15 protein-coding genes and 1 tRNA gene are annotated in these 17,773 nt (G+C 68.6%); 14 read left to right on the top strand and 2 right to left on the bottom strand.

All coding sequences use genetic code 11. The features are described 5' to 3' along the window. Positions 1–31 precede the first annotated feature (31 nt). From Q7L73_RS03380 to Q7L73_RS03410, 7 genes are all read left to right on the top strand, one after another. The gene (locus tag Q7L73_RS03380; RefSeq protein WP_304686291.1) at positions 32–1,210 is read left to right on the top strand and encodes a PP2C family protein-serine/threonine phosphatase; all 1,179 of its coding nucleotides are present in this window, start codon (positions 32–34) and stop codon (positions 1,208–1,210) included. Beyond that, the gene (locus tag Q7L73_RS03385; protein ID WP_304686293.1) at positions 1,207–2,763 is read left to right on the top strand and encodes an ATP-binding protein; all 1,557 of its coding nucleotides are present in this window, start codon (positions 1,207–1,209) and stop codon (positions 2,761–2,763) included. The genes Q7L73_RS03380 and Q7L73_RS03385 overlap by 4 nt, the downstream gene beginning before the upstream one ends. Then, positions 2,760–3,206 carry a response regulator gene (locus Q7L73_RS03390; RefSeq protein ID WP_304686295.1) on the top strand — a complete coding sequence of 149 codons (447 nt, stop codon included), beginning with the start codon at positions 2,760–2,762 and terminating at the stop codon, positions 3,204–3,206. Before Q7L73_RS03385 ends, Q7L73_RS03390 begins: the two co-directional genes overlap by 4 nt. A gap of 97 nt (positions 3,207–3,303) precedes the next feature. After that, positions 3,304–3,855: a YceI family protein gene (locus Q7L73_RS03395; RefSeq protein WP_304686297.1), complete on the top strand. Its 552-nt coding sequence runs from the start codon at positions 3,304–3,306 to the stop codon at positions 3,853–3,855. A gap of 3 nt (positions 3,856–3,858) precedes the next feature. Beyond that, a complete protein-coding gene (locus tag Q7L73_RS03400; RefSeq protein ID WP_304686299.1) occupies positions 3,859–4,410 on the top strand; it encodes an NADPH-dependent FMN reductase in 552 nt (183 codons plus the stop codon). Between the two features lie 10 nt (positions 4,411–4,420). Continuing rightward, positions 4,421–5,032, top strand: coding sequence for a TetR/AcrR family transcriptional regulator (locus Q7L73_RS03405; protein WP_304686301.1), 612 nt, complete (start codon positions 4,421–4,423; stop codon positions 5,030–5,032). Between the two features lie 171 nt (positions 5,033–5,203). Continuing rightward, positions 5,204–5,650 (top strand): universal stress protein, encoded by a 447-nt coding sequence (locus tag Q7L73_RS03410; protein WP_304686302.1) that lies wholly within the window; start codon positions 5,204–5,206, stop codon positions 5,648–5,650. A 328-nt stretch (positions 5,651–5,978) separates the two neighbouring features. Here the strand turns inward: Q7L73_RS03410 and Q7L73_RS03415 are convergent, their stop codons facing one another. Next, positions 5,979–7,421, bottom strand: coding sequence for a S8 family serine peptidase (locus Q7L73_RS03415; RefSeq protein WP_304686304.1), 1,443 nt, complete (start codon positions 7,419–7,421; stop codon positions 5,979–5,981). Positions 7,422–7,559: 138 nt separating this feature from the next. On the opposite strand from Q7L73_RS03415, the gene tadA reads away from it, so the two are divergent. Both tadA and Q7L73_RS03425 read left to right on the top strand, forming a co-directional pair. Further along, positions 7,560–8,024: a tRNA adenosine(34) deaminase TadA gene (gene tadA, locus Q7L73_RS03420; protein ID WP_304686306.1), complete on the top strand. Its 465-nt coding sequence runs from the start codon at positions 7,560–7,562 to the stop codon at positions 8,022–8,024. Between the two features lie 55 nt (positions 8,025–8,079). Continuing rightward, a tRNA-Ser gene (locus Q7L73_RS03425) sits at positions 8,080–8,169 on the top strand. 114 nt (positions 8,170–8,283) lie between these two features. Here Q7L73_RS03425 and Q7L73_RS03430 read toward each other — a convergent pair. Continuing rightward, the gene (locus Q7L73_RS03430; protein ID WP_304686308.1) at positions 8,284–8,862 is read right to left on the bottom strand and encodes a hypothetical protein; all 579 of its coding nucleotides are present in this window, start codon (positions 8,860–8,862) and stop codon (positions 8,284–8,286) included. A 692-nt stretch (positions 8,863–9,554) separates the two neighbouring features. Between Q7L73_RS03430 and Q7L73_RS03435 the strand changes: the two genes are divergently transcribed. The 5 genes from Q7L73_RS03435 to Q7L73_RS03455 all read left to right on the top strand — a co-directional run bounded on the left by Q7L73_RS03435 (position 9,555) and on the right by Q7L73_RS03455 (position 17,665). Further along, positions 9,555–10,127, top strand: coding sequence for a hypothetical protein (locus Q7L73_RS03435; protein WP_304686315.1), 573 nt, complete (start codon positions 9,555–9,557; stop codon positions 10,125–10,127). Between the two features lie 427 nt (positions 10,128–10,554). Then, positions 10,555–11,139: a hypothetical protein gene (locus Q7L73_RS03440; protein ID WP_304686320.1), complete on the top strand. Its 585-nt coding sequence runs from the start codon at positions 10,555–10,557 to the stop codon at positions 11,137–11,139. 546 nt (positions 11,140–11,685) lie between these two features. Beyond that, positions 11,686–12,303, top strand: a complete 618-nt coding sequence (locus Q7L73_RS03445; RefSeq protein WP_304686328.1) for a hypothetical protein — start codon at positions 11,686–11,688, stop codon at positions 12,301–12,303. Positions 12,304–12,687: 384 nt separating this feature from the next. Next, positions 12,688–14,841, top strand: coding sequence for a hypothetical protein (locus Q7L73_RS03450; protein ID WP_304686332.1), 2,154 nt, complete (start codon positions 12,688–12,690; stop codon positions 14,839–14,841). Between the two features lie 31 nt (positions 14,842–14,872). Next, positions 14,873–17,665 carry a hypothetical protein gene (locus Q7L73_RS03455; protein WP_304686334.1) on the top strand — a complete coding sequence of 931 codons (2,793 nt, stop codon included), beginning with the start codon at positions 14,873–14,875 and terminating at the stop codon, positions 17,663–17,665. Positions 17,666–17,773: the final 108 nt, after the last annotated feature.

The raw sequence follows: 17,773 nt of genomic DNA on the forward strand, positions 1-17,773 counted from the left end.
GCACCCCTTCGGCACCGAGACCGCTTCGGTGGTGACGCCGTCATACCCGCTGAGGCTGCTGCTGGTCGAGGACGACCTCGGCGACGCCGTGCTGGTGCAGGAGCTGTTGTCGGACGCGGCGCCGCATCTGGACGTCGTCCACGTCGGCACGCTGCGCGAGGCCGAGGAGCTGCTGCCCGGCCAGCTCGACTGCGTGCTGCTCGACCTCGGCCTGCCCGACGCCTTCGGGATGGAGTCGGTCGAGCGGATGCGGATCGCCGCGCCCGACGCGGCGATCGTCGTCCTGACCGGCCACGACGACGAGCACCGCGGGATCGAGGCGCTCTCCAGCGGCGCCCAGGACTACCTCTCCAAGAGCGGCGTCAACGGCTCGATGCTGGCGCGCGCGATCCGCTATGCGATCGAGCGCCGCAGGCTCGAGCGCTCCCAGCAGGAGCTGCTGGAGGCGCAGCTGGCGGCGCGCGAGAACGCCCGCCTCGAGCGCGGTCTGCTGCCGACGGCGCTCGTCTCCGACGCGCGTGTCGAGCTCACGACCGGCTACCGCCCCGGCCGCCGGCGGGCGCTGCTGGGCGGCGACTTCTACGACGCAGTCGAGCTGGACGACGGCACGCTGCACGTGCTGATCGGCGACGTCAGCGGTCACGGGCCGGACGAGGCGGCGCTCGGCGCCTGCCTGCGGATCGCCTGGCGGACGCTGACGCTGGCGCTGCGCCCGCCGCGCGAGACGCTCGCCGGCATGCAGCAGATGCTCGCGCACGAGCGGCACGCGCCCGACATGTTCGCGACGCTCTGCGTCGCCGTCGTCGCGCCAGATCGCGCCGGCGCGGAGGTCTTCCTCGCCGGTCATCCGCCGCCGGTGCTCGCCGACGCGGGCGGCGTGCGGCTGCTGTGCGTCGAGCACGTCAGCCCGCCGCTCGGCTTCGTCGACGCTGCCGACTGGCGCGGCAACCCGGTGCAGCTGGGCGGCGACTGGTCGCTGCTGCTCTACACCGACGGCCTGATCGAGGGCCGCATCGGTGCCGGCGCCGAGCGGCTCGGGCCCGAGCGGCTGGTCGAGCTGCTGGAGCAGCGCGGCCTCGGCGGCGTCCCCGCCGGCCGTGACCCGGCGCCGCTGCTCGACGAGCTGGTCGCCGAGGTCGAGCGGCTGCACGGCGGCGAGCTGACCGACGACCTGGCGATGGTGCTCGTGACGGCACGGCTCGGCCTGTGAGCGATCAGCCGCGCGGGCGGCTCGTCAGCCGTCTGACCGTCAGCCAGTGGTTCACGTGGGCGGCGATCGCGATGGCGGCGGTCGCGGCGATGGGGATCGTGCTCGGCATCCTCGCGATCACGCGCCTGACCGACGCGCGCACGCTCGTCGTCGGCAAGAACGGCCCGGCGCTGACGGCGTCGCTGCAGCTGTCGAACGCGCTGATCAACCAGGAGACCGGCGTGCGCGGCTACGCGATCGGCGGGCGCGACGACTACCTCGGCCCGTGGGAGGACGGCCTCGACGAGGCCCGCGATGCGCTCAGGACGCTGCACGAGATCACGACGATCGAGGAGCACGCGCGCGTCAGGGAGCTGCTGCGGGAGGTCGAGCGGCGCGTCGACGCGTGGCAGACGCGGTACGCGAGACCGACGATCGCGGCCGTCCAGGACAGAGGCGTGAACGCGCGCGACAAGCCCGACCCCGAAGAGGGCCGGATACTGTTCGACGCGATCCGCAGAGCGATGGCCGCCGAGCAGGCGGAGATGACCGCGGTCCGCAACGCCGGCCGCGGGCAGCTGACCTCGGCGGCGAACTCGCTCACCTACACGTTCGTCGCGATCGCACTGCTGTTCGTGCTCGGCATCATCGGCGTCGTCGTCTCGCTGCGCGCTGTCGTCACGCGGCCGTTGCAGGGCGTCAGCCGGCAGGTCCGTCGCACCGCCCGCGGCGACTTCGAGCACGAGATCGCCGGCGGCGGGCCGCGCGACATCGTCGACCTCGGAGACGACGTCGACACGATGCGGCGGCGGATCGTCGAGGAGCTCGCCTCGATCCAGGAGGCGCACAGACGGCTCGACCAGCAGACGCGCGAGCTGCAGCGCTCCAACACGGAGCTGGAGCAGTTCGCCTACGTCGCCTCGCACGATCTGCAGGAGCCGCTGCGCAAGGTCGCGAGCTTCTGTCAGCTGCTGGAGAAGCGCTACAAGGGCCAGCTCGACGAGCGCGGCGACCAGTACATCGAGTTCGCCGTCGACGGCGCGAAGCGGATGCAGCAGCTGATCAACGACCTGCTCTCCTTCTCGCGCGTCGGCCGCGTCACGACCGAGCTGGAGGTGGTGGAGCTCGACGACGTGCTGCGCCACGCGCTCACCAGCCTCGCCGCCGCGATCGAGGAGAGCGGCGCCGAGGTCGTCGTGCCGGAGTCGCTGCCGCCGGTGCGCGGCGAGGCGTCGCTGCTGGCCGGCGTCTTCCAGAACCTCGTCGGCAACGCGCTCAAGTTCCGTTCCAGAGACGTCCCTCCGAGGATCGAGGTCGCGATCGCGCGCGTCGGTGACGAGTGGCAGTTCGCCGTCACCGACAACGGCATCGGGATCGAGCCCGACTACGCCGAGCGGATCTTCATGATCTTCCAGCGCCTGCATCCGAAGGACGTCTACGCCGGCACCGGCATCGGCCTCGCGATGTGCCGCAAGATCATCGAGTATCACGGCGGCCGGATCTGGCTCGACACCGACGCAGGTGCGGGCACGACCTTCCGTTTCACCCTGCCCGCCCTCCAGGAGGACGAATGAGCACACCCAAGATCATGGAGCCGATCGACGTCCTGCTGGTCGAGGACGACCCGGGCGACACGCTGATGATCCGCGAGGCGTTCGAGGACAACAAGGTCCAGAACACGCTCGCGTGCGTGACCGACGGCGTCGAGGCGATGCAGTACCTGCGCAGGGAGGGCAGGTACGCCGACGCGCCCCGCCCCGATCTGGTGCTGCTCGATCTGAACCTGCCGAAGATGGACGGTCGCGACGTCCTCAAGCAGATCAAGGGCGACGACGAGCTGGCGACGATCCCCGTCGTCGTGCTGACGACCTCGCAGGCGGAGGAGGACGTGCTGCGCAGCTACAGGCTGCACGCGAACGCGTACGTCACCAAGCCGGTCGACTTCGATCGCTTCATCGAGGTCGTGCGCCAGATCGACGAGTTCTTCGTGACGGTGGTGAAGCTGCCCCGGCAGTGAGCCGCCGCAGCCGACAGCCTTAAGCGGAATCCATTCCGCATCCCGTGCTACAGTCGTAAGCGGAATTCAGTCCGCTTACGATCACGAGGTGCTTCACATGGCCACTGCCGTCCAGCCCCTGCAGGGCGTCTACACCGTCGACCCGATCCACTCGACGTTCGGCTTCGCCGTCAAGTACATGGGCGTCACCACCTTCAAGGGCACGCTCGACGACGTCGCCGGGACGCTGACCGTCGGTGCTGACGGCGCCAAGCTCGACGGCGCCGCGCAGGTCGAGTCGATCTCGATCCGCACCCCCGAGCAGTTCCGCCAGCACGTCCTCGCCGACGACTTCTTCGCCGCCGACACGTACCCGGCGATCAACTTCGCCTCCGACAGCGTCGAGCTGGCCGACGACGGCAGCGCGACCGTCACCGGCCGCCTCACGATCCGCGACGTCACCCAGACCGTCACCGCGACCGGCAACTGGTCGCCGGAGGCCGAGCTGTTCGGCCAGACGAAGGCGGCGCTGGCGATCTCGACCGTGATCGACCGCACCGCGTTCGGCCTCAACTGGAACGCCGACCTCCCGACCGGCGGCAAGGCGCTCGCCAACGACGTCACGCTGGCGATCGAGCTGACGCTCGTCGCCGAGTCCAACGAGGGCTGACCGATGCGAGTCCTCGGCATCGCCGGCAGCGTCCGCCGGGACTCCCACAACCGCAAGCTGCTCCGGGCGGCGGCCGCCGCGTCGCCGTCCGGGGTCGAGCTGGAGCTGTGGGACCGGCTGGCGGAGCTGCCCCACTTCGACGAAGACCTCGAGCAGGGCCCCGTGCCCGCGGCGGTCCAGGACCTGCGCGACGCGGTCGCCCGCGCCGACGCCGTCCTGATCGCGACGCCGGAGTACAACGCCGGCGTCCCGGGCGTGCTGAAGAACGCGCTCGACTGGATCTCGCGGCCGTTCGCGACCCATCCGCTGCGCGACAAGCCGGTCGCCGTGATCGGCGCCTCGACCGGCCTCTTCGGCGCCGTCTGGGCGCAGGCGGAGGTGCGCAGAGTCGCCGCCCACATCGGCGCCCGCGTGCTCGACAGAGAGCTGCCGATCGGCCTCGCCGACGGCGCCTTCAGTCCCGACGGCGCGCTCACCGACGCCGATCAGGTCGCCGCGCTCAGCGTGCTGCTGGAAGAGCTGGCCGGCCACGCGAGGGTGCTCGAGCAGGCATGATGGGGGCGGCATGGAGGAGCTTCCACTCGTAGAGCGCCCAGCCGCCGCCACCGAGCGCGCGGACGCGGCCGAGAACCGCCAGCGGATCCTCGCCGCTGCCGCGCGCCTGTTCGAGGAGCACGGCGCCGAGCACGTCTCGATGCAGGACGTCGCGAAGGCGGCCTGCGTCGGGATGGGGACGATGTACCGCCGCTTCGGCGACCGCGAGGGGCTGACGTACGCGCTGCTGAGCGAGAGCCACCGCATCTTCCAGGAGCGGATGGTGCGCGGCCCGGCGCCGCTCGGTCCCGGTGCGTCCCCGCTCGAACGGCTCCACGCCTTCGGCACCGGCTACCTGGAGATCCTCGACGAGCACGCCGAGGCGCTCGCGGTCGCCGGCGGCCATCCGGCGCTCGGCGGCCCGAACGCCGCCTACCACATGCATCTGCTGCTGCTGTTGCGTGAAGGGGCGCCGGAGATCGACGTCGACTACGCGGCGATGTCGTTGCTGTCGGTGCTCGACGCGCGCCTGCACCTGCACATGCGCAGAAGACTGGGCTGGTCGCTGGAGCGCGTCCAGCAGGGCTGGTGCGCGCTCGTCGACCGCTGGCTCGGGACGCCCTGCGGCGCCCGCAGCAGCTAGGCTCCAGCGCATGTCGCCGCTGTGGATCTGGATGCAGGTCGCGATCGTCGTGCTGGTCGTCGCCGGGATCGTGATCGCGATCACGAAGCTGATCTGAGCAGCCGGCTCGGGCCCCGCCGCCGCGGGGATATGATCCGCCGCAGCCGTCCAACGGATAAGGGAGAAAGGCGCGTGTTCGGATCGATCGTCGTCGGAACGGATGGTTCCGACACGGCACAGGAGGCGGTCAAGCAGGCGATCGAGCTGGCGCGCATCGCCGACGCCGCGCTCGAGGTCGTCAGCGCCTACGAGCCCGTCTCCGCGCAGCGGCTGCGCGACGAGGCCTCCGAGGCGCCGAAGGACATGCAGTGGTCGATCGGGCCGCGCGAGGACGTCGACGCGACGCTCACCAGAGTGGCGGAGCAGGCGAAGGAGGCCGGCGTCACGACCGTCCGCACCTTCGCGCGCCAGGGCGACCCGGCCGACGCGATCCTCGACGTCGCCGAGGAGCAGAGAAGCGGCCTGATCGTCGTCGGCAACAAGGGCATGACCGGCGCCAAGCGCTTCCTGCTCGGCTCGGTGCCGAACAAGGTCTCGCACCACGCGCCCTGCTCGGTGCTGATCATCCGCACCACCTGATTCCGCCGCAGCTCGCGCCACACTTCGCAGCAGCCGCCTCGGCCCGCCTCGGCAGCAGATCGCCGAGGCGGTGGGCGGCGCCGCTCGATGCCCCCTCGCATCGACCCCCTTGCGCCGCCCACTCGCCCGGCATCCCGGCGCGCCTTCCCCCTCGGACACGCGACCGTACCCAAACCTACGCCGCGATTGACCCGCGAGTCAACCCGCCATGGCAGAGCATGTTCCGAAGCTGACGATCCGATGCCGCCGATCGACGGAGGGCGCCCGCGTCGGGTGTCCCGACGCGGACAAGCGGTACGCGAGCGTCCCTGCTAGTGGCTGATACCGCTCAGCGCGGATTCGCGCGGGCGGTGGCAGCGGCGCAGCTCGGTGTCGCGACGGCCGGGTCGGTCGCCGCGCCGGCGTCGACGAGACCCCAGCCGTAGACGCGGTTGGGGCCGGGCACGCCGAGCTGTCTCGCGGTCGCCTTCAGGCGGCACTCGACCTGCGCCGGCGTCGGGCGCGCGCCGATCACCTTCGTCGCGATCACGAGCGCGGCCGTCGCGGAGACGTGCGGCGCCGCCATCGAGGTGCCGTCGTAGCCGGCCGGGAGGCCGAACTTGCCGACCGACCCGGCGTAGGTCATCTGGTAGATGTCGCGCCCGTGGTGGCCGACTCTGCAGTTGGGGTCGTTCGACATCAGCGCGTCGTCGCCGCCGCCGGGGGCGACGAGGTCGAGGCCGACGCCGTCGTTGGAGAAGCTGGCGAGGCAGCCGTCGTCGGTCGTCGCACCGACCGAGACGACGAGGCTCGCGCGTGCCGGGAAGGCGATCTTCGGCTCGCCCTCGTTGCCGGTCGAGCCGACGACGATCGAGCCTCTCTCGTTCGCGTAGCGGATCGCGGACATGATGTCCGGTATCTCCGACGCCGTCACGCTGGTCGAGAACTCGAGGCTCATGTTGATGACCTTCGCGTTGTGGCGGGCCGCGTAGCGGATCCCCTTCGCGATCGTGGCGGCGTCGCCGTAGCCTTGCGAGTCGAGCACGCGCACCGGCATCAGCGTGACGCCGTAGGCGAGTCCGCTGACGCCGACGCGGTTGTTGGTCGTCTCCGCGATCGTGCCGGCGACGTGCGTGCCGTGGCCGTTGCGGTCGACCGCCTCTCTGCGGTTGTCGACGAAGTCGTAGGGGGCGACGAACTTCGTGCCGGCGAAGTCGGGCGAGCGCGTGAAGCGGTTCCAGTCGCGGTAGGCGACGCCGGTGTCGAGCACCGCGACGCGCACGCCGCGGCCGCCGGGGACGCCGGCGTTGAGCGCGTTCGTCCACGCGCCGAGCGCGTTGACCCCTCTGTCGCCGAAGAAGTTCCACTGCAGCGCCGCGAGCCCGCCCGGGTAGCCGCGGATGCCGACGTCGTCCGGCAGCGCGACCGTGCTCGCGCGCGCGACCGGGTTGGCGGCGGCGTAGGCGACGCCGGGCTGGCGCCGCAGCTTCGCGACCGTCGCGCGGACCGTGCCGGGCTTGACGTGCAGCACGCGCGTGCGGGTGCTGCCGGCGGTCGCGCCGGCGGAGGCCCCGACCGCGCGGGCGGTGGCGGCCTGCGCCTGCGCGTCGACGGACCGCTCGTAGCCGACGACGACCTCGCCGGGCACGTTGGCCGGGACCGCGGGGACGCCGTTGGTCGCGACGGTGGCGGCGCGGGCGTCGCCGGCGCCGGTCGCCAGCAGGGCGCACGCCGCCGCCAGCGCGGCGGCACGGCGGCTGCCGGCGGTGAGGAGGGGGGAAGTTGGGCGCAAGCGTGCGGGGACTGGTTCGGGGAGGGCGCGGCGTGCGGCGTGTCTGAGAGCTTCCCGCACGTTCCTTAAGACATCATCGGTGTTCAGAAGTTTCCCTGGTAGTCCTGCAATCGCGCGCTGTCAGGCGCGCCGCCGCCCATGACCGACCGCTTCTTCCCCCGTGACGAGTACTTCATGCGGCTCGCGATCCGCGAGGCCGACCGTGCGCTGGAGCACGACGACGTGCCCGTCGGGGCGGTCGTCGTGCACGACGGCGAGGTCGTCGCGACCGGCCACAACGAGCGCGAGCTGCGCCAGGATCCGACCGCCCACGCCGAGGCGATCGCGCTGCGCGAGGCGGCCAGGCAGCTCGGCAGCTGGCGGGTGCTCGACGCGATCCTCTACGTGACGCTGGAGCCGTGCGCGATGTGCGCCGGCGCGATCGTCCTCTCACGCATCCCGCGCGTCGTCTTCGGCACCTGGGACCCGAAGGCCGGCGCCGCCGGCAGCGTCCTGTCGATCCTCGACCACCCGCAGCTCAACCACCGTCCGGAGGTCGCCGGAGGCCTGCTCGCCGACGAGTGCGCAGCGCAGCTGCGGGCCTTCTTCGTCAGTCGCCGCTGAGCGCCGCTTCAGCCGGCACGCCCGCAGCGAGTTCGCTACCCTTTTCCATCCACCCGGAGAGGTGGCAGAGCGGTTGAATGCGGCGGTCTCGAAAACCGTTTCGGGCGTTATGCGTCCGACGAGGGTTCGAATCCCTCCCTCTCCTTCAGAGCAGCACGCAAGAGGGGCCGCCCACTGGGCGGCCCCTCTTGCGTGCTGCTGAACGTGTTGGCGGGCCCGGCCACGTTGGCTCGGGCCCACCAGATCACAGTGCGAGTCGCTACGCGATGAACTTCAGCGCGAGATCGTTGCCGACCTGCATCTCGTTGGTGCCGGCAGCGGCCGGCAGCTTGAGCTTCAGGTTGACGATGCTGTTGATCAGCCCAAGGCCGATGCCGCAGCCGGAAGCGCCCGGGATCGACAGCGAGTTGTCGACGTTCAGGTTGCCGGCGACGACGAACACGTCACCAACCGCGCCCAAGGTGCCGAATCTGCCGCTGATCGGTCTGTTCGGAGCTGGCGGGTTCGTCGTGCCCGTGATCAGGTTGACTCTGACGGGGCTGGAGTTGGAGCCGATCTGGCAGCCCGGGCCGATGATCGGGTTCGAGAGCGCGAGCTTGAGCGGGATCTGCAGGCCCTGCGTCTGGAGGTCGAATCTGACCAGCGACGGCGAGCCGGCAAGCTCAGCTCTGGCGGTCACAGCGTTGCCGGGAATCGGGAAGTCGATGCCGAGGAGGCCCCCCGGCACCTGGATCGGCTTCGAGAAGACGCCGGTCGTGCCCGTCGGCGGGACGAATCTGTTGCCGGAGGCAGCGTCGGTGATGGCGCCGCGAATCTCGAACGACGTGCCGATCGGCACGCTGAAGTCCTTAATGCGAAGGAAGCCGCTCGTGCTCTGAACGTCGATGCACACGGCGGCGCCCGGAGCTCTCGTCGGACAATCCGACACGTTCGGGAACGCCGCCATCGACGCGCCGCTCGCGACGCCGAGCGTGGCGACAGTCAAGCCACCCGCGACCATAGCTCGGATCAAGCGTGATCTCATTGGATCCCCTCTTCCGCGACCATGTGCCGCGGGTTGTTTGTGAACTGGCAGCGCCAGCACGCACCCCTCCAGCGACCGACCTGGTGGATCAGACGCAAGCGACGGACCCGCACAGGCCCGTTCGCGCTGGCTCCTCCCAGCGATTCGTCGCAAGACTAAGAACCTGGGTAGTGCGATGTCAAGGGCCTACCGTCTGTTCGCCGACCGCTCGCGCGCCATCGCTCCGCTTTCCTTGAACATTCAACTGCCGAGACAAAGCGTGCGTCACGTCGCGATTTTCATGTCCCGATGGATTTAACTAACCGTATATCTGGCTGGTTCGTGAGAAAGCTGTCAATTGCAACGGCGCATTCCCGGCGCTATGCTCGTCCAACGAGTCGGGGAATCCTGCTTTGGTCGCAGAAGGGGGGTCAGAAGTCCTGCGGCTCGTACGTGCTCGCTCCTGCGTGCACGTGATCATTCAATCTCGAAGTACGGAGAAAAATATGTCTAAGGCTCTTCGCAGCGTGTTGATCGGGCTCGCTGCGGCCATCTCGCTGTTTGGTCTTGCCGCGTCGGCGAGCGCCCTCACCATCAGCCCGTCGGGCGCCTACACGGCGACCGCGACTGGCGCGACGGTCCTGACGTTCGGCAGCAACGGGCAGAGACTCAACTGCACCGCCTCGACGATCGTGGCGACGGTCGACAGCGCCGGTGTCGGCAGCTCCGCTTCTGGCACCACGAGATACAGCGGCTGCACCAACGCGCTCCTCGGTACGTTCAGCGTTACTCAGTCGTCCGCCTGGGGCGTCAACGTGATACTAACCACGGGCAACGTTGGCCTCGCGGTCACGGTCCCCGCGAGAGGCGTCACGATAACGTCCGGCGCCTGCTCGTTCACCGCGAGCGGTACCGTGACTGTCAGCCGTGCGTACGCGGCGCTACCTGCTGCGGTCGCGGTCACCGACGTCTTCCCGACCACCAGCAGCGCTCTGACGGTCGACTCGGTCTCGGGCTGCAGCCCGCTCCTCACCACGGTGGGGCTAGCGGCGACGTACTCGGGCTCGTACACGCTCAACAGAGCGGTCACGGTCAGCTGATCTGCCTAGCCCATGGGGCCGGCCGAGCAATCGGCCGGCCCTTTTTGTGTTTCTGGGCTGTCCTCGGGCCGGGCGCCGCGGCCCAGCATTGAGACGCGCGACTGCCGCCGTGCCCAGTCTCGACGTGAACGCGCCATCGCCTGGAGCCTCGGGTCGCGCGCGCCTCGGGGCTTGGTTCCTTTCTGGTTGCCGATCTTCGCGTGCTGGCAGAAATAATCAACCGGTTTGTCGAACTTTAGTCTGCACAAGACAATTCATCACGACTTCAAGTTTTCGGTGTTATGCGCCTCCGGCGAGTTGGGGAACACGGGATTTGCGGGCGCACAAGGGGGTCAGATGTCCTGCGGCTCGTACGTGCGCGCTCTTGCGTTCGCGTGATCATTCAATCTCGAAGTACGGAGAACATATGTCTAAGGCTCTTCGCAGCGTGCTGATCGGGCTCGCTGCGGCCATCTCGCTGTTCGGTCTCGCCGCGTCGGCGAGCGCCCTCACTATCAGCCCGTCGGGCGCCTACACGGCGACCGCAAGCGGCTCGACGGTCCTGACGTTCGGCAGCAACGGACAGAGACTCACCTGCACAGGCTCCACCATCGCGGCGACGATCGACAGCGCCGGTGTCGGCAGCTCCGCTTCTGGCACCACGAGATACAGCGGCTGCACCAACGCGCTCCTCGGTGCGTTCAGCGTTACTCAGTCGTCCGCGTGGGACGTCAACGTGATACTAACCGCGGGTCCGCTAGTCGGTCTGACCGTCACGGTTCCCGCGAGAGGCGTCACGATAACGTCCGGCTCGTGCTCGTTCACCGCGAGAGGCACTGTGACCGTCGGTCATGAGTACACGGGCAGCGCGCTACCGATCACCGTCGCGGTGACCGATCTCTTCTCGGTGCTAAGCAGCAGCCTCGTGGTGGATTCCGTCTCGGGCTGCAGCCCGCTCCTCACCACGGTGGGGCTAGCGGCGACGTACGCCGGCTCGTACTCGCTCAACAGAGCGGCTACGGTCAGCGGCTGATTGTCGTTTCGCTCTTGGGGTTGGCCGAGCAGTCGGCCGGCCCCATTTCTCGCGTTCCGGGTAACGGCCCGAAATCGCGGTGGCAGCGGGCTACCGGGCCCTTGGTCGGTCACCGGAGGCTGACGACCGACTTCCCCGCCTGTCCCCCCTACTCTTCGAGCAACCTGACGGATCTCTGCATCCAGGCATCGGCTTGGCTGTGAGTTGCCGACGCGACGTCATCGCATCGGCCTTCCGCCCGTGGCGTCGTCTACGGCGGCGATGACTGCGAACGCGCCATCGGTCGATGCTCGAATGGTCCTGCGATCCGATATTCCCCATCCGTCGGATGGCGATCTTCGCGTGCCCCAAGATTCAATCGACCAGTTTATTGTCAATGTCAGCAGAACGCCGGTCAATTGCAACTCCTCTTTTACGGCGCTATGCTCGTGCGGCGAGTCGGAGAAAGCTCGTGTGGTCGCAGAAGGGGGGTCTACGTCTTGCGGCTCGTCCGTGTGCGCTGATGCGCTCACGCGATTATTCAATCTCGAAGTACGGAGACAATACATGTCTAAGGCTCTTCGCAGCGCGCTCATTGGGCTCGTTGCGTCCATCTCGCTGTTTGGTCTCGCCGCGTCGGCGAGCGCCCTCACCATAAGCCCGTCCGGTGCCTACTCGGCGACCTCGACTGGCGCGACGGTCCTGACGTTCGGCAGTAACGGTCAGAGACTCAACTGCACCGGCTCGACCGTCTCGGCGACGGTCGCCAGCAACGGCGTCGGTACTTCTGCCGCCGGCACGACGAGATACACCGGATGCAGCAACGCGCTCCTCGGTGCGTTTACTGTTACTCAGTCGTCCGCCTGGGGCGTCAACGTCATACTAGCCGCCGGTCCGCTAGTTGGCCTCGAGGTCACGGTGCCGGCCAGAGGCGTCACGATAGCGTCTGGCTCGTGCTCGTTCACCGCCACCGGTAGAGTCATTGTTGGTCACGACTACAGCAGAGACACGCCCGCGCTAGTGCTACCGGTCGCCGTCAGAGTCACGGATGTCTTCTCGGTGCTAAGCAGCAGCCTGACGGTCGATTCCGTCACGGGCTGCAGCCCGCTCCTCACCACGGTGGGGCTAGCGGCGACGTACTCCGGCTCGTACACGCTCAACAGAGCGGTCACGGTCAGCGGCTGATTTAGGTCCGCCAAATGGGGCCGGCCGAGCAATCGGTCGGCCCCGTTGTGCTTCTCGGAGGGTCGATGACCATTCGAAGCTGATCAATGCGGCGGGTTGCCGCTTGACATCAGGAGACACCCGGGTTTACCGTGGCTGTATCTACAACTAGGTAGACGGGTGAGGAGAGTCGCGGTCGCAGGCGCAACCCTTTTTCAGGGGGAGGGCGATGTCGTGCCGTGGTCTGCAGAATCCGCTGCCGAGCGGAGCGGAGCGTGTCCATTGCTTCAAGTGCATCGCAGAGCGAAGGCAGTGCCTTCCCTGCTGTCAGCAGTCGCGCTCGGTCTGGTCGTCTCAACTCCGGCGTTGGCCGCAGACGGGGCGGGACCGAGGACCTACGACCTCGTGTCGGCGACCGACAAGAACGGGGTCGACGTGCAGAGCGATCTCAAGGTGTCGGCCGACGGCAACGGGGTCGCTTGGGTTTCTCTCGGCGCGTACGCCGGGTCTGAAGGTTCCAATGCGGAGGTACCGTATGTCGCTCGGCGCGGAGCCGAGGGCAGTTGGTCGGTCAGATCGCTCTTCCCGAGATTGAGTGGAACGTTCCGGCCGGGCTTCTTCAGCTATCTCGGCGGATATGCCTTCTCGGCGGATCTCTCTGCTATGACGGTGGTGACCGGCGCGTCGATCGACGCTGACGATCTCGACCTGACGGTCACGCCGTTCGGAACGTTCACGCAGGCAGACATGTATTGGATTAACGGGGATGGCGACGCGACGTGGGTGTCGCGGCGCACCGACGGTCCGACGCCCAACGAACTCGTCGACGCGAGACTCGCGGGCGTTTCGTCTGACGGCAGCTCTGTCTTCTTCACCACCTCAGAGGCACTCTCAAACGAGATCACCGCTGGGACTGGGATCTCGCACGTCTATCGCTGGCGCAACGGGACGACCGAGCTCGTCGGGGTCGATGAGAACGGCGACCCATTCGCGAACGGATCAATGCTGGGAACGGGTAGCACCTCTGCGAACCCCAGCACTGGCAACGCGGGCGATCTGCCTGACAACGAGGCCACCTCGGGCGACGGTGAGCGCTTCGTCTACGCCGGCGATCCCGGTTCCGGCCTCGCGCGACAGCTGTATCTGCGCAGATCTGACGGCACCGTCACCCGCATCTCCTCCTCCCAGCGGGCAGGTAGAGTCGGCGACCCGTCTGCGACGGAGGCCGCCTTCGTCGGATCGGTCAGCGACCTTGGGATCGTCTATCTCCGTTCGGCCGATCAGTTGACGGACGACGCGCCTGTCGGCGGCGGCGACTACGCCTATGACACCGCGACGGGCGTGTTGTCGTTCAGCAATATCGATGATCGGCTGACTCAGGGAGATTTCGGCGGCGGCTTCATCCGCGCATCTGAGGATGGCCACTATGTCTACTTCGCCTCGGTCGAGGCGCTCGCGCCGGGCGCCGGTGGCGATCTGAACGTCTACGTGCGCACGCCGAGCGGCATCAGATACGTCAGCCCCGCGTCGCTCGACGACGACACGCTCGCGATCAAGAGAGGCGTGGCGGTCCCAAGTTACTCGGAGTCGGTCCTCAGCGCGGACGGCACGAGATTCGTCTTCGTGACCAGAGCCAGCGCCGCGGGCCGTGACACTCAGGGCAGATCGCAGGTGTACCTGTACGACGCCAACGCCGCCGCGGGCGGCGTGACCTGCGTCTCATGCGATCCGAACAGCTCGACGTCGACGGGAGACGCCCGCCTCAAGTCGAACTCCGACTACAACCGGGCGACGCCGCACGCGATCAGCGCGGACGGCTCGCGGGTTGCGTTCGCGACAACGGAAGCGCTGGTGCCGGAGGACAACAACGGGGTCCAGGACGTCTACGAGTATGTCGACGGTGCTGCGCGGCTGATCTCCAGCGGCACCTCGGGAGCTCGCTCGTCGCTCGTCGACATGACGGCGGACGGAAGAGATCTCTACTTCGTGACCCGCTCCAGCTTGGTTCCCGAGGACCGGGACAACGGACTGGCGGACATCTACGATGCGCGCCTGGGGGCGCCGAGCCCCCGCGTGGACCCGCCGGCGCCGTGCGCCGGCGATGATTGTCAGGCGTCGCCGACGCCCAACAGCTCGCCCTCCACTCCGGGCTCGGAGACTGCGACGGGGTCGGGCAACGTGGTGCCTGAGCCGGAAAGGTCCTACACGGTCTCCGGCATCTCTTCCGCGGCCGCGAAGAAGGCAGCCAAGTCCGGCAGACTCGCGCTGTCGGTGCGGGTCAACGGCGCCGGGCGCGTCAGCGCTGCCGCGTTCGCTCGTGTCAAGGGACTCGACGCTCGCGTCGCGTCGGCGAGCAAGTCGGCCAAGCGCTCGTCGACGGTGAAGCTCTCGCTCGCGCTGTCGAGAGCGGCACGCCAGCAGCTCCGCCGCACCGGGAAGTTGAAGCTCCGTATCACGGTGTCGTTCTCGGCTCTGCCCGGGGCGACCTCCAAGACGGTCACGCTGAGAGCGACGCGCGCTCAGTCCAAGGCCCGCAAGACGACGCCGAAGGGCCGGTGATCGCGTGACGAACGCATCGATCGACAGCAGGATGACCAAGGTGATCGGGAACTCGATGGAAGGTGCCGCCGCGGCGGCTGGCCTCAAGCGGCCGCTCCGCATCGCGCTCGCGCTGGGCGTGATGGCGCTGATGCTGGCGTTCGCGTTCGCCGGGCAGGCGCGAGCGGACTTCGGCATCGTGCCGGGCACGTTCACCGCAGCGGCGAGAGATCCGCTCGGAAACGACCTCACGCAGGCGGGCGACCACCCGGACCTGTCGACGTCGTTCACGATGGAGACGACGACCGACGCCCAGGGGAACACCGTTCCGGACGGCGATCTCAAGGACGTGCGGGTCGACCTCCCGGTCGGACTCGTCGGCGACCCCAACGTGACGCCGCGCTGCGCGCAGGAGCTGTTCAACCAGACCGCCGCGGCTCAGTGTCCGGTCGAGACGCAGGTCGGCGTGATCGATCTGATGATCGCGCCGTTCGCCGGCTCGGCGCCGTTGGCTCAGCAGCTGCCGGTCTACAACATCGATCCTCCGGACGGCAGACCTGCCGAGTTCGGGTTCCGGCTCTTCCGCAGCAACGTCGTCGTCAACGCGGACGTGCGCAGCGGCAGCGACTACGGTCTCACCGCGACGATCAAGGATCTGCCGGGCGGCGTCCTGATCTACTCGCAGACGCTGACGCTTTGGGGCGTGCCGGCGGACTCGTCGCACGACGCCCTCCGTTACCTCCCCGGGGCCTACTTCCCGGGCCGTCCGTCAGACGATCCGAACGACTTCACGCCGGTGCCGATCAGAGTGAACACCGACAGAAAGGCGTTCTTCAGCAGTCCCACGCTGTGCGCCGGTCCGCCGGTGACGAGAATCGCCGTCAACTCATGGCAGAACCCGGGGACGTGGGACACGGACGAGGCCACCTCACCTGTGGTCACCGGCTGTGACCGTCTGACGTTCGATCCCGCGGTCAAGTTGCGTCCGCGTGCGGCGCGGGTCGCCGCGCCGAGCGGCTACGACGTCAACCTGGCGTTCAGACAGCCGGAGTCCCCGGTCGGGCTGGCATCGTCTGCCCTGAAGGACGCGGTCGTGACGCTGCCGGCCGGCACCGTCGTCAACCCGTCTTCGGCCGACGGCCTGCAGGCCTGCTCACCGGCGCAGATCGCGCTCGACCAGGCGACCTCGCCGGCCTGCCCGAACGCGTCGAAGATCGGCACTGTCAACATCGTGACGCCGCTCCTGACCGACCCGCTCCGCGGCTCGATCTACCTCGCGCAGCAGACGCCCGAGCAGCTCCTGTCGCTCTACCTCGTCGCCGAGGGCAGTGGCGTCGTCGTGAAGCTGAAGGGGAACGTCGACCCTGATCCGGTCACGGGCCAGCTGAAGGCGACCTTCGTCAACAACCCGCAGCTGCCGGTCACCAGCATCGACCTCTCGTTCAAGGACGGTCCGCGGGCGCCGCTGTCGAACCCGCGCACCTGCGGCGCGGCGACGACGACCGCCGCGCTTTCGCCGTGGAGCGGCACGGCTGCGAAGACGCTGACCGACACCTTCGTCATCTCCGGTGACGGTGTCGGCGCCGGCTGCCCGGCGCACCAGTTCGCGCCGAGCTTCTCGGCCGGCACGGCCTCGTCGGCGGCGGGCGCGTTCTCGCCGTTGTCGGTGACGTTCGGCCGCAGCGACGCGGACGAGTACCTGAGATCGCTGACGATGACGCTGCCGAAGGGTGTCCTGGCGTACATCTCGGCCGCCTCGCTCTGCGGTGACGCTCAGGCCGCTGCCGGCACGTGCGGCGAGGAGTCTCGCATCGGCTCGGTCACGACGGCCGCCGGCGCCGGCAGCAACCCGCTGCAGCTGCCGGGTCGGGTCTACATCACCGGTCCGTACAAGGGTGCGCCGTTCGGCCTCTCGATCGTCGTCCCGGCGGTCGCCGGCCCATTCGACCTCGGCACGGTCGTGGTCCGCGCGGCGATCCAGATCGACCGCCAGACCGCGCAGCTGACGATCGTCTCCGATCCGCTGCCGACGATCCTCAAGGGGATCCCGCTGCAGATCCGGATGGTCAACGTCCGCGTCGATCGCAGCAAGTTCTCGATCAACCCGACCAACTGCACCACCGCCAACACGACGGGCTCGGTCGCGTCGACGACGGGCGACAACGCCACCGTCAGCAGCCGCTTCCAGGCGACTGACTGCGCGGTGCTGCCGTACAAGCCGAGCATGACCCTGAAGGTCGGCGCGAGAGGCAAGCTGACGGCGGGCAAGCGCACGCCGCTGTCGGTGACGCTCGCGATGACGCCGGGACAGGCGAACAACAGATCGGTGCAGGTGACGCTGCCGCTGGCGCTCAACGCGCGCCTCGACGTCGTCAACAAGAGAAGAGCCTGCACGCTCGAGCAGTTCAGAGCGGACAGATGCCCGATGGTCGTCGGCACCGCGACGGCGGTCACCCCCCTCCTGCGCGATCCGCTCAAGGGCAACGCGTACTTCGTGTACACGCCCGCACGGAGACTGCCGGACCTGGTCGTGCGGCTGAAGGGCCAGGTCGACATCGACCTGGTCGGCAAGGTCACGATCGCGAAGGATCTGAGACTCCAGACCACCTTCGACACCGTGCCCGACGTGCCGATCACGAAGTTCACGCTCAACCTCGCCTCGGGTGGCACCAACGGCCCCGTCGGCGTGGTCAGAGGCCTCTGCTCCGCAGCGACGAGAAAGGGCCTGACCGCGGGTCTGCGCTTCGACGCCCAGAGCGGCAAGCGCATCGTCCGCACCCAGAAGATCTCGGTCGCGGGTTGCGGCAAGGCGAAGAGAAGTACGAGAAGAGCAGCGAAGAAGTAGTCCTGGGTCCGCGGCGTCGCTCGCGGACCGACCAAAGTCGAGCCAGACAGCGAGCGGCGCCTACGGGCGCCGCTCGTCTTCGTTTCACGGGTCGGCGGACCAAATGAA

It is taken from the genome of Conexibacter sp. CPCC 205762, assembly GCF_030646155.1.
GTDB lineage: Bacteria > Actinomycetota > Thermoleophilia > Solirubrobacterales > Solirubrobacteraceae > Conexibacter.

Coding starts and splice junctions, on each gene's coding strand:
- Q7L73_RS03390 (WP_304686295.1), top strand. CDS start 2,760: ATGAGCACACCCAAGATCATGGAGCCGATCGACGTCCTGCTGGTCGAG.
- Q7L73_RS03395 (WP_304686297.1), top strand. CDS start 3,304: ATGGCCACTGCCGTCCAGCCCCTGCAGGGCGTCTACACCGTCGACCCG.
- Q7L73_RS03400 (WP_304686299.1), top strand. CDS start 3,859: ATGCGAGTCCTCGGCATCGCCGGCAGCGTCCGCCGGGACTCCCACAAC.
- Q7L73_RS03405 (WP_304686301.1), top strand. CDS start 4,421: ATGGAGGAGCTTCCACTCGTAGAGCGCCCAGCCGCCGCCACCGAGCGC.
- tadA (WP_304686306.1), top strand. CDS start 7,560: ATGACCGACCGCTTCTTCCCCCGTGACGAGTACTTCATGCGGCTCGCG.
- Q7L73_RS03445 (WP_304686328.1), top strand. CDS start 11,686: ATGTCTAAGGCTCTTCGCAGCGCGCTCATTGGGCTCGTTGCGTCCATC.
- Q7L73_RS03455 (WP_304686334.1), top strand. CDS start 14,873: ATGACCAAGGTGATCGGGAACTCGATGGAAGGTGCCGCCGCGGCGGCT.